Origin of the sequence: Yersinia pekkanenii (genome assembly GCF_001152565.1) — a bacterium.
GTDB lineage: Bacteria > Pseudomonadota > Gammaproteobacteria > Enterobacterales > Enterobacteriaceae > Yersinia > Yersinia pekkanenii.
In genome coordinates, this window is the sequence record NZ_CQAZ01000004.1 from 131,088 (window position 1) to 143,491 (window position 12,404).

Below are 12,404 nucleotides of genomic sequence, written 5' to 3' on the forward strand. Positions count from 1 at the left end.
ATCTACTTCGAATAACGAGATAATGCCTGAATTTTCTGTAGCAATTGCTCGGCCTGTTCCGGCGGTAACTGTGCATCTACCGGCAAGTACCACCAATTAGGCTGAGCAAAAGCCCGACATTTGACGGCATCTTTTTCAGTCATCAGTAATATTTGTGAGCCAGATGTCAGCGAGCTAAGTTGTGCCAAAGAATAGTCCTGATGGTCAGCAAAAGCGTATTTCTTTTTCAGCTCAATACCCAGCAAACTTAATGTGGCAAAAAAACGTGGGGGATGGCCAATACCTGCCATAGCAATAACATGTTGTAATTGCTGTGCTGGCAAACGCTCACCGGTAACCAGATTGACAGCCTGCCGAGCAACCAGTTGCATCGGGATCTCTCCGGCGGCGGCAATGCCACCATTAGTGATTACCGCATCTACAGAATGTAACCGTCCGGCCCGTTCACGCATTGGGCCTGCGGGTAACCACCAGCCGTTACCGAAGCGGCGCATGCCATCAATCACCACCAACTCAAAATCACGTTGTAAAGCATAATGCTGCAAACCATCATCAGTGATGATGAAATCCAGAACATAGTTTTTCAGTAACGTTTTAATCGCCTCAGAACGTTGTGGTGAGACGGCAACTGGCGCTCCGGTGCGTTGAAAGATCAGAACCGGCTCATCACCAGCCTGAAGTGTGGTTGTCTCATTGGAGAGTAGTAGCGGATACTCATCCGACTTACCCCCGTAACCCCGGGACACAACCCCCACACGGCAGCCACGTAGTTGTAGCTGCTCCACCAACCAGATTACGACAGGTGTCTTGCCATTACCGCCGGCAGTAAGGTTACCCACAATGATAACCGGGACTGGTGATCGCCATGCTGAACGCAGCCCAAGAGAGTAACTGGCCCGGATAAGCCATGTGACTGCGCCATATAGCCAAGATAGCGGTAGCAATAGCAAATACAGCCAAGACTGCCCGGACCAGATACGTTCAATCATTGGCCAAACTGCATACGGTTAAGTTGTGCATAAGCACCCTGTTGGGCCAGCAACTCTGCATGCACACCCCGCTCGACGATGCGCCCATCTTCAATAACCAAGATTTCATCTGCTTTTTCTATGGTAGACAAGCGATGAGCAATAATCAGTGATGTGCGGTTTTTCTGTAACTCATCTAAAGCAGCCTGAATCGCCCGCTCAGATTCAGTATCCAGCGCTGAGGTGGCTTCATCCAGAATCAATATTGGACAATCCCGTAATAGCGCACGAGCGATAGCAATACGCTGACGCTGGCCACCGGAGAGCATGACACCATTCTCACCAATAACCGTGTCCAGACCATGTTCCATTTTATTGATAAAGTCCATGGCGTACGCCATTCGGGCGGCTTCTTCAATTTCAGCACGACTATATTGCTCATCACGGGCGTAAGCGATGTTATTAGCCACCGTATCATTGAACAAATGAACACTTTGCGATACTAACGCGACCTGATTACGTAAGGCACTCAGCCGATAATCACGCAGATCGTGCCCATCCATCAAGATACTGCCTTCACTGACATCATAGAATCGGGTTAGTAAATTGGCGATTGTTGACTTACCTGAACCTGAACGCCCCACCAATGCCACGGTTTTACCCGCTTCAATGTGCATATTGATATCATTCAATGCAGGGGTGTCTTTACCAGGATAGTAGAAAGTCACATGGCGGAATTCTATTTCACCTTTAGCCCGTTCAACCTCCAACTTGCCTTCGTCTTTTTCCTGCTCCATATCCAGAATAGTGAATAGCGTCTGGCATGCCGCCATACCACGTTGGAACTGAGCATTCACATTGGTAAGAGACTTCAACGGACGCATCAGAGCAATCATTGCAGAGAACACCACCGTTATGGTACCGGCAGTTAAGGTTTCCATCACGCTTGGAAAGCTGGCCGCATACAGCACAAATGCCAAAGCGAAAGAGGCAATCAATTGAATGATCGGGTCAGAAATGGAAGCAGCAGAAACCAGCTTCATTCCCTGCTGCCGCATACGATTACTGACAGTATCAAAGCGTTCGGTTTCAACTTTCTGTCCACCAAAGATCAACACTTCTTTGTGCCCTTTCAGCATTTGCTCTGCACTGGTAGTCACTTCACCCATAGTGCTTTGCATATTTTTGCTGATATTACGAAAACGTTTTGAAACCAAGCGTATTGAGATCGAAACAATAGGTGCAATGACGAGTAAAATCAGCGACAACTGCCAGCTGTAATAAAACATCATGATAAACAAACCGATAATAGAAGCCCCTTCCCGCACCACTGTCACCAATGCGCTGGAAGAGGATGCTGCGACTTGCTCGGAATCATAGGTAATGCGAGACAACAGAGTACCGGTCGACTGTTGATCAAAGAAGGATACCGGCATCCCCATCATATGGCTGAATAAGCGACGACGGATATGCATCACTACTTTGCCCGATACCCAGGAGATGCAATAGCTAGAAATAAAGCCAGTTATCCCACGGACCACCATCAAACCTATGACGGCCAGAGGCATCCACTTTAAAATTGAGCTGTTAGCCTTACCAAAACCATCGTCTAGCAATGGTTTCAGTAACGACAGCATAAAGGTGTCGCTGGCGGCATTAAGAATTAATGCTATCGCCGCGACCACAAGACCGGTCTTATAAGGAGAGATCGTTGGCCAAAGGCGACGAAATGTCTGCCAAGTGGAGAGATCTTTATCATTCATCATGCAAATACCAGCACCAGAAGAAATAGCGGCCCATTCTACTCATTATGGCTCCCAACGCCAAACCGCTGGTGATACCAACGTGGCATTAATTGTTCTCGATAGCCCTTAATTTGCCAACTATCGCTGTAAAAATACACAGTTAGTTGCCCAGATACTGATGTATCACGCCAAATAATGCTATTTTTTTGATAACGTTTAATCACTTTTTTTGCTGGTAAATGCCATTGGTTATAGCGTGCGGCAGAAGCGAAAGCCAATTCTGGCTTCACTGCCCGCAGAAAAGGCCCGGTTGAAGAGGTATTACTGCCATGGTGAGGAACTTGCAGTAGCGTTGACGCTAATTTGGCGCGGAAATCTTTGACTAATTGCCGCTCCCCCTGAGTTTCAAGATCACCCGTCAATAATAAGCTGTGCTTACCATCATCAATACGGATAACACACGAATCATTATTCTGGGCATTAGCGACCTGCGCTCTGGGCCATAAAACCTCAAAATCTAAACCTTGCCATTGCCATACCTCCCCTTGTTTACAGGGCAAGGTATTTACCACACCGGTTAAAGAAAAAGGAGCACGAACCGTTGCTTGGGGGAAAATAGCCTGGATATCCGCCATTCCGCCAGTGTGATCTTGGTGATCGTGACTGAGGATAATCTGCTCAACGGTAATGCCACGCCAGCGTAAATAAGGAAGAATAACGGCTGCGGCCATGCTACCTGTACTCCAGCGATTACCGGTATCAAAAATAACCGCTTTCCCCCTACGTTCAATAACTATTGCCAGACCATGCCCTATATCCAGCATGTCAGCGCGCCAGCGATACTCATCACGTCTCTGGGTGAATAATACCAAATTGATGCAAAGCACCATTACCCCAAAGGGATAACTACGCCACCATTGAAAACGCCAGATAAGTACCGCCAGCCAACCACCATATCCCAGAGCAACTGATGCAGCGCCAGTATGCATCCAACCGGCTCTCAACGGATTGAGCGGCAGGAGTACGGTAGTAAGGGACATATCAGCCAAGAACCAGAATATTCCAGCTATAGCGGGTAATAGCGTAAAAATCAGTGCCAACAACACGCAAGGTACGGTAAGCAAGGATACCAGTGGCACAGCCCATAGATTTGCAGGTATCGAAAATAAACTTATGCCATGAAACAAACCTATTTGTAATGGCATTAATAGGAGCATCATACCCAACTGCAAATGGAACCAGCGGATCGGTAGCCCAGACCAACCTACGATAAAACGCGGGGCAACAGGCACCCAATGAAACCAACATATCAGGCTGAATACCGCCATGCAGGAGAGCCAGAAACTGTCTGAAAGTACCGCGAGTGGGTCGCTCAGCAAAATTAGCGCCAGCGCCCATAACCACACTTGCCAAGCGCTGCACAAAATACCGAATAATCGAAGCAGCAGCCACAAGGTTAACGCAATGGCGGCCCGGATTGCCGGTGGACTGGCTCCCGCCAGCCAAACATAAGTTATTGCAGCAAGCCAGCCTATCAACAGTGGAAGCCATGGGGTGATCCAACTGACAGGGAATATAAGCTGTAATACTCGTGCCAATATCCCGCCAAATAGAGCCGCCAGTGCGATATGCAAACCCGATATTGCCATTAGGTGTGCCGTACCGGTATAACGAAAAAGCGCCCACTGTTGCGTATCCAACTGTGCCCTTTCACCAAAAGCCAGCGCCAGTAGTATTTGTCGCTGATCATATTGTTCTAGTTGCCGCTCAATCACGCGAATAACCTGCTGACGTAGATTACAACTCGCATCAAGCAATTCAGCCTTAATGACTCGCCCTTGTAATGGACGGCGGTTTGCTATCGCCCAGCGCTGGCTGTCAAACCCACCTTCATTGAGTAAACTGTGCACACTACGCATCCGTAGCCCCAGCGTCCATTGCTGCCCGGCACAAGGCCGCTCAAGCTGCTCTGGCCACTTGACTGCCACCGCAATTGGCGGGAATACTCGTTGCCCATTAACCTGTTGGATGCTCAATAGAACCTTACTCCCTTCGACCCAGACGAGATGCGAGCTATCTATCGTTGCGCTGACTTGCTGCTCACCCTGAGCTAATACATCAATTTGCATCAACACCTTATTTCCGTGCCAACTTCCCCACGTAAAACTGATAATGATCAATGCCAGACATTGGCAATAAGAATGTCCACTCAGCCATAGCAGCAGCCCCAACACTAGCAGCCCGCCAATCATGATGGTTCCCGGTAATTGAGGTAGAAAAATAAGCGGTAAAAGCCCAACGGCAATAGCCGCCGCTGCATAATCAATTGATAAAGTGATAAGAAACCGTCCATTGTCTTACTACCGGATAGCCTCATTGCCATCCGTTCACCTAACAGGGAATAAGTTGATTCTCTCTGTTGATGGGAGATACAGCCAGAACCAAAAGCAGGAGTTCCGAGCCGGTTCGCCAACAGTTTTATCTTGTTGCAAAAGCAATCAAGGAAATGCGGGATGTATCGAAAATAAGACGTGGTTTATTGATGAGGAAAAGTTTCGTAGGATGGGGAGAGGGATAAAAATACCAAAGAAAAACGGTGCCGTTAGAGGCACCGTTTCTTATCAGCGTTTATACCCTTTTTACTTGAAGCGACAACTTCGAATACGTTAGGTATAAATAATAACGCGGTAAGTTGTAAACAACTTAGCCGTAGATATTAGCGCGATCACGCAATTCTTTACCTGGCTTAAAGTGTGGAACGTACTTACCTTCCAACTCAACTTTAGCACCAGTTTTTGGATTACGGCCAACACGCGGAGCACGGTAGTGAAGAGAAAAACTGCCAAATCCTCGGATCTCAATGCGCTCACCTTCAGCTAGTGTTCCAGCCATATGTTCAAGCATTTCTTTCACTGCATCCTCAACGGCCTTAGCCGGTACATGAGATTGCTGGCCAGCAAGTCTTTCAATAAGTTCAGACTTGGTCATATTACCTCCAAGTTTTGCAGCTAAACTACCGTATAGGGGCGGAAAGACCGCCCCCCGTTATTACTCGCCTTTTGCAGCTTTGAACGCTTCTGCCATTGCGCTAGAGAAGTTGCCTTCTTCTGGCTTAGTGTTAACTGTAGCAATAGCATCTTTCTCATCAGCTTCGTCTTTAGCACGAACAGACAGGCTGATTACACGGTTTTTACGGTCAACGCCAGTATATTTGGCTTCAACTTCATCACCTACGTTCAGAACTAGCGTCGCATCTTCAACGCGGTCGCGAGTTGCTTCGGAAGCACGTAGATAACCTTCTACGCCGCCTGCCAATTCAACTGTAGCACCTTTAGCGTCAACTGCAGTTACTTTACCAGTAACAATAGTACCTTTCTTGTTAACAGACAGGTAGTTATTGAACGGGTCTTCTGCGAGTTGTTTCACGCCCAAGGAGATACGCTCACGTTCTGCGTCAACTTGCAGAACCACAGCTGCGATTTCGTCGCCTTTCTTGTATTCACGAACTGCTTCTTCGCCTGCAACGTTCCAGGAGATGTCAGACAGGTGAACCAGGCCGTCGATACCGCCGTCCAGACCGATGAAGATACCAAAGTCAGTGATAGACTTGATTTTACCTTCAACGCGGTCGTTTTTGTTGTGGGTTTCTGCAAACAGCTGCCATGGGTTAGATTTGCACTGTTTCAGGCCCAGAGAAATACGACGACGTTCTTCATCAATGTCCAGAACCATAACTTCCACTACGTCGCCAACGTTAACAACTTTAGACGGGTGAATGTTTTTGTTGGTCCAATCCATTTCTGAAACGTGTACCAGACCTTCAACGCCCTCTTCGATTTCTACGAAGCAGCCGTAATCAGTCAGGTTAGTTACACGACCAGTCAGTCTGGTGCTTTCTGGGTAACGTTTAGCGATAGCAACCCATGGATCTTCGCCCAGCTGTTTCAAGCCAAGGGATACACGAGTACGTTCGCGGTCGAATTTCAGAACTTTAACCGTGATTTCGTCGCCCACATTGACGATTTCGCTTGGGTGTTTAACACGTTTCCAAGCCATGTCAGTAATGTGCAGCAAGCCATCAACGCCACCCAGATCGACGAATGCACCGTAGTCAGTCAGGTTCTTAACGATACCTTTGACTTCCATGCCTTCTTGCAGATTTTCCAGCAATTGATCACGCTCAGCGCTGTTCTCGGATTCGATAACTGCACGACGAGAAACAACGACGTTGTTGCGTTTCTGATCCAGCTTGATGACTTTGAACTCAAGCTCTTTACCTTCCAGATGCAGAGTATCGCGAACTGGACGCACATCAACCAGTGAACCAGGCAGGAACGCACGGATGCCGTTCAGTTCGACTGTAAAGCCGCCCTTCACTTTGCCGTTGATCACACCAGTAACGGTTGCAGCTTCTTCGTAAGCCTTTTCCAGCATCAGCCATGCTTCGTGACGCTTAGCCTTCTCACGGGACAGTAGAGTTTCACCGAAGCCGTCTTCTACAGCGTCCAGCGCAACGTCAACTTCGTCACCGACTTGAATTTCCAGTTCGCCTTGCGCGTTCTTGAACTGTTCTACTGGAATTGCTGACTCAGATTTCAGACCGGCGTCAACCAGTACGATATCTTTATCGATAGAAACAACAACACCACGGACGATAGAGCCCGGACGTGTTTCAATTGTTTTCAGGGATTCTTCAAAGAGTTGAGCAAAAGATTCTGTCATGTTTATAATCTTCAGGATTCTTAAGTTTAACGTCCATCTAGCATCCCGCCGGATGGGGTTGTTTCACATGCCTCGCCACAGATCCTTGCAGCAAGGTTAAAGTGCTCACCAAAAATAATTTTAATTAAAAAATAAATCATTGAGAGCTTAGAACTGACTGCATTGTCGTTACTTTTTCAACGGCAACGCTAAAATTCGTTGGGCATAAGCCAGCGCCTGTTCGATCACCTGCTCGATAGACATACTGGTTGAATCCAGTACCAACGCATCCGCCGCAGGGACTAAAGGTGCAATAGACCGGTTACGATCGCGAGAGTCTCGCTCCTGTATCTCGGACAAAAGACGTTCAAAGTTAACATTAAACCCCTTTTCCTGCAACTGTAGCATACGCCGGTGCGCACGTTCTTGTGAACTTGCATCAAGAAATATTTTCACCGGGGCATCGGGGAACACCACCGTGCCCATGTCGCGGCCATCAGCAATTAGGCCGGGCGGCTCACGGAAAGCCCGCTGACGACGCAATAATGCTTCACGCACCCGCGGGAAAGCAGCGGCCTGCGATGCGGTATTACCCACAGTTTCGGTGCGGATCTCATTACTGACATCCTCACCTTCTAAAATGACTTTTAACTGCCCATTTTGCGAGACAAAACGAACATCGAGATGTGCGGCAAGTGGAACTAATGCCTCTTCGGTGCTGATATCTACCTGGTGATGCAGTGCCGCCAACGCTAAAACACGGTATATGGCACCGGAATCCAGCAAACGCCAGTCCAACGATTCAGCCAATGCTTTGCAAAGCGTACCTTTACCTGCACCACTGGGTCCATCAACGGTTATCACCGGGGCTGACGCCGTCATTTATCTCTCCTTTCGGTAGGCAAAACCTCTTGTCTACCCAGCAGGGTAAACACAGGAACAGTATTATACGCTGCATCGAAGTGAACTGTTACCCTGCGGTGGTTTAGTTGCTTAAAATAAAACCACAAGCCGTGGCTGGAGTGTAGAAGAGATGGGAAAGATAGCCAGAAAAAATATTTATTCTTTATCTATTAGCAGGAAAATATCGGTGAAATTTGGTGAGAAAACCGTCTGTTACAGAATAAAAAATGGGTACTCACTGGTACCCATCTTATGCTGATCAATCCGGCAAAGACTGATCAGGCCAATTGGCTCAACCGCGCTAATTGCTCGAAATAATCCGGAAAAGTCTTAGCCGTACATTTTGGATCCAGGATGGTTACCGGGGTATCGGATAGCGCCACCAGTGAGAAACACATCGCCATACGATGGTCATTATAAGTGCCAATTTCTGCGGCAATCAATCGTGCAGGAGGTACTACACGGATGTAATCGTTACCCTCTTCGACTTGCGCGCCCACTTTTCTCAGTTCGATCGCCATAGCCGATAAACGGTCAGTTTCTTTTACCCGCCAGTTATAGATATTACGTATAACTGTTGGGCCGTCAGCAAACAGTGCGGTAGTGGCAATGGTCATTGCGGCATCAGGAATATGATTCATATCCATATCGATGCCATGTAACTCGCCACGGCTACACTCGATATAGTCATCCCCCCAACTGATTTTAGCGCCCATTTGCGCTAATACGTCCGCAAATTTAGTATCCCCCTGCACGCTTTTCTTACCGATACCGGTAACGCGCACAGTTCCACCTTTAATTGCAGCAGCAGCCAGGAAATAGGACGCGGAAGACGCATCACCTTCAACTAAATAAGCACCCGGAGTACGGTAAGTCTGGCCACCTTTAATGTGGAATAGCTGATAGTTCTCATGTACCACATCAACGCCAAAGGCTTTCATCAGATGCAGAGTGATGTCGATATAAGGCTTGGAAACCAGCTCACCTTGAATCTGAATATCCGTGTCTTGTTCTGCTAACGGGGTAGTCATCAGTAACGCTGTCAGGAATTGGCTGGAAACACTGCCATCGACCGTTAGTTTTCCACCACGGAAACCACCTCGTAAACGCAACGGCGGGTAGTTTTCTTGCTCCAGATAATCAATCTGCGCGCCACCCTGACGCAATGCATCAACCAGATGACCAATTGGCCGCTCTTTCATCCGTGGTTCGCCCGTCAGCACGATATCGCTATGACCCAAACAGAGCGCTGCCGCCAATGGGCGCATTGCGGTTCCCGCATTGCCCAAGAACAACTCCAATGGCTGGTTAGCCGTCAATTTGCCACCCACGCCATCAACTTCACAACAGGTACGATCAGCAGAAAGACGAAAATTCACCCCTAATGCCTGTAGTGCATTAAGCATATGGCGGATGTCATCACTGTCTAACACGTTATTCAGTTGGGTAGTCCCTTCGGCCAGCGCTGCCAGAAGAAGTGCACGGTTAGAAACGCTTTTAGAACCGGGTAAATTAACGGTGCCATTGATCAGGGCAATGGGTTGTAAAGTCAGGGATTCCAGCATGGGAAAAGCACTCTCCAGTCTTCGATGAAAGACAGCCCCGCAGCGGGCGGAGCTGTTGTGGTGGCAGAAAAATTATTGTGAACTCAAGTATGACACGTCAGATTGCGGTGATAACGATAACTGGGGCAGATTGGTGTCAGCCCCAGTTAAATCAACCATGGCGGCGTTCAAAATCAGCCATAAAATCTGTTAATGCTTTAACGCCTTCAATTGGCATCGCATTATAGATAGAGGCACGCATGCCCCCCGCCACACGATGGCCCTTCAATGCTTGCAGGCCACGTTCTTGCGCCTCACTGAGGAACAGCTTATCTAACGAAGCATCGGCCATTTGGAAGGGGACGTTCATCCAAGAGCGGTTGGTGATGGCCACCTGATTGCGATAAAAACCGGTTTTGTCGATAGCGCCGTACAGTAATTCAGCTTTCGCCTGATTACGTTTTTCCATTTCAGCCAAACCGCCCTGCTCTTTTAGCCACTTGAATACCAAACCAGAGAGGTACCAGGCGAAGGTAGGTGGGGTATTGAACATGGAGGCATTTTCCGCCAGAACCTTATAATCAAGGATCGACGGTAACTCAGTACGGGCTTTGCCTAATAAGTCGTCGCGCACCATAACCACGGTCAGACCAGCCGGGCCGATATTTTTCTGTGCGCCCGCATAAATCACACCATAACGGCTGACATCAATCGGGCGGGAGAGAATAGATGAGGAGTAGTCCGCAACTACCACTTTATTACCAAAATCAGGCTGTTCGTTGATAGCAACGCCATCAATGGTTTCATTCGGGCAATAATGCACATAAGCGGCACTATCACTCAATTGCCATTGTTTCATTGGCTGAATACCTGTTCGGCCGTCGGCCCTGGTCTTCACATCAACGATATTCGGTGTGCAATATTTCTGCGCTTCGTCGATTGCACTGTGCGCCCAATAGCCACCGTCAATGTAATCCGCGCTACGACTGTCACCCAGTAAGTTCAATGGAACCGCAGCAAACTGCGCCCGTGCGCCACCGTGGCAAAATAACACTTTATAATTGTCTGGGATCTGTAACAGGTCGCGCAGATCTTTTTCCGCTTCTTCAGCCACTTGCATAAACTCTTTACTACGGTGGCTTATCTCCATCACTGAGGTGCCAAGACCATGCCAGTTACGTAATTCTTGTTCTGCACGACGTAAAACTTCGACCGGTAGCATTGCTGGACCAGCACTAAAATTATAAACCTGTGTCATTTCCCCTCACCACACTCTACTGAGATTGTCATCGTCATAAACCCTTACTCGGTTTTATCACTCGACTCCACCTGCTGCAACGGTTATTCACCTGAGAGAGGAAACTATTGGTGCTTTGACGGAGGCCGCAGCCTCCGTCAAAGGCTTGCCAGATCAATATCTATGGAATAACCTTTGGATTTCTTGTGGTTTCTGCGTTTGGGTCAAGGCCAATTGCAGTAGCACTCGCGCTTTTTGTGGATTAAGTGATCCAGATGCAACAAATCCGTATTTGGTATCGTCGACTTCGGCATCTTCCGTGGTCGATCCAGTAGGCACGCGGGATGAACGCACAACGGCAACGCCATTATGTGCCGCCGTCGCCAAGGTATCGAATACAGAATGATAAAGGTTACCGTTGCCGACTCCTGCACTGACAATGCCTTTATAACCATCGGCGATCAGCGCCTTGGCCGGTAAGTCAGAGGCATTGGCATAGTTATAAATAATGCCAACTTTAGGTAATGTATCCAGTTTGCTGATATCGAAAGCTGGTGGTCTGGGCGCGGGTTGATGTAAGTAATTTACTTTGCCGTCATAGAGGTAACCCAGCGGGCCAGTATTGGGTGACTGGAAGGTTTGTACCGAGGTGGTATTGGTTTTCATCACATCACGGCCGGTCAGCACAGTGTCATTCATGGCGACCAACACACCACGGTTGGCGGAATTGGCATCACTGGCAACCACTACCGCATTGTAAAGATTCAGCGGACCATCGGCACCCAGCGCTGTTGCCGGACGCATTGCCCCTACCATCACCACAGGTTTATCGCAATTGACTGTCAAATCAAGAAAATACGCTGTTTCTTCTAAGGTATCAGTACCATGGGTAATCACGAAACCGTCTGTTTTGGCACAATCGGCATTGATTTTTTTCGCCAACTTCAGCCAGACCTCGTCATTCATATCCTGAGAGCCAATATTCACGACTTGTTCGCCCTGAATATTGGCGATTTTTTTTATTTCTGGCACCGCGTTTACCAGGGCATCGACCCCCAATTTACCGGCAGTATAGTTAGATTTGGTGGCTGAATCACCGCCACCGGCGATAGTTCCTCCGGTTGCTAATAGGGTGATATTAGGTAGCGCAAAGGCTGAACCGCTGATCCCTGCTAAGATCCCGGCGAATACCGTTAGCTTGATAGATTTCACATTATGACTCCGTTATTTATAAGCTAGTTAATTATCCGGAATATCCATATGAAATCTGTGACATTTACGGTGCTTTAGGAATACATGGAGCTAT

At 48.1% G+C, this 12,404-nt stretch carries 9 protein-coding genes; all 9 read right to left on the reverse strand.

The features are described 5' to 3' along the window. Positions 1–2: 2 nt before the first annotated feature. Complete coding sequence (lpxK, locus tag AEP37_RS03240; protein ID WP_049609762.1) at positions 3–989, reverse strand: tetraacyldisaccharide 4'-kinase; 987 nt, start codon at positions 987–989, stop codon at positions 3–5. After that, the gene (gene msbA / locus AEP37_RS03245; protein WP_049609767.1) at positions 986–2,734 is read right to left on the reverse strand and encodes a lipid A ABC transporter ATP-binding protein/permease MsbA; all 1,749 of its coding nucleotides are present in this window, start codon (positions 2,732–2,734) and stop codon (positions 986–988) included. Before msbA ends, lpxK begins: the two co-directional genes overlap by 4 nt. A gap of 35 nt (positions 2,735–2,769) precedes the next feature. Next, entirely contained in the window at positions 2,770–5,052 is a 2,283-nt protein-coding gene (locus tag AEP37_RS03250) for a ComEC family protein (protein WP_049609769.1), read from the reverse strand. A gap of 364 nt (positions 5,053–5,416) precedes the next feature. Then, the gene (gene ihfB / locus AEP37_RS03255; RefSeq protein ID WP_005184672.1) at positions 5,417–5,701 is read right to left on the reverse strand and encodes an integration host factor subunit beta; all 285 of its coding nucleotides are present in this window, start codon (positions 5,699–5,701) and stop codon (positions 5,417–5,419) included. Between the two features lie 60 nt (positions 5,702–5,761). Next, complete coding sequence (gene rpsA / locus AEP37_RS03260; RefSeq protein ID WP_049609771.1) at positions 5,762–7,435, reverse strand: 30S ribosomal protein S1; 1,674 nt, start codon at positions 7,433–7,435, stop codon at positions 5,762–5,764. Positions 7,436–7,603: 168 nt separating this feature from the next. Continuing rightward, positions 7,604–8,296 (reverse strand): (d)CMP kinase, encoded by a 693-nt coding sequence (gene cmk, locus AEP37_RS03265; RefSeq protein WP_049609774.1) that lies wholly within the window; start codon positions 8,294–8,296, stop codon positions 7,604–7,606. 299 nt (positions 8,297–8,595) lie between these two features. Then, positions 8,596–9,882 (reverse strand): 3-phosphoshikimate 1-carboxyvinyltransferase, encoded by a 1,287-nt coding sequence (aroA, locus tag AEP37_RS03270; RefSeq protein WP_049609778.1) that lies wholly within the window; start codon positions 9,880–9,882, stop codon positions 8,596–8,598. A gap of 151 nt (positions 9,883–10,033) precedes the next feature. Then, on the reverse strand, positions 10,034–11,119 hold the full coding sequence (gene serC, locus AEP37_RS03275; RefSeq protein WP_049609782.1) for a 3-phosphoserine/phosphohydroxythreonine transaminase: 1,086 nt from the start codon (positions 11,117–11,119) through the stop codon (positions 10,034–10,036). Between the two features lie 153 nt (positions 11,120–11,272). Continuing rightward, positions 11,273–12,310 (reverse strand): L-asparaginase 2, encoded by a 1,038-nt coding sequence (ansB, locus tag AEP37_RS03280; RefSeq protein WP_049609785.1) that lies wholly within the window; start codon positions 12,308–12,310, stop codon positions 11,273–11,275. Between the last annotated feature and the right edge of the window lie 94 nt (positions 12,311–12,404).

What these genes read in the sequence shown, in the direction of transcription:
- lpxK (WP_049609762.1), bottom strand. Translation starts at nt 989, where the DNA reads ATGATTGAACGTATCTGGTCCGGGCAGTCTTGGCTGTATTTGCTATTG.
- msbA (WP_049609767.1), bottom strand. Translation starts at nt 2,734, where the DNA reads ATGATGAATGATAAAGATCTCTCCACTTGGCAGACATTTCGTCGCCTT.
- ihfB (WP_005184672.1), bottom strand. Translation starts at nt 5,701, where the DNA reads ATGACCAAGTCTGAACTTATTGAAAGACTTGCTGGCCAGCAATCTCAT.
- rpsA (WP_049609771.1), bottom strand. Translation starts at nt 7,435, where the DNA reads ATGACAGAATCTTTTGCTCAACTCTTTGAAGAATCCCTGAAAACAATT.
- cmk (WP_049609774.1), bottom strand. Translation starts at nt 8,296, where the DNA reads ATGACGGCGTCAGCCCCGGTGATAACCGTTGATGGACCCAGTGGTGCA.
- aroA (WP_049609778.1), bottom strand. Translation starts at nt 9,882, where the DNA reads ATGCTGGAATCCCTGACTTTACAACCCATTGCCCTGATCAATGGCACC.
- serC (WP_049609782.1), bottom strand. Translation starts at nt 11,119, where the DNA reads ATGACACAGGTTTATAATTTTAGTGCTGGTCCAGCAATGCTACCGGTC.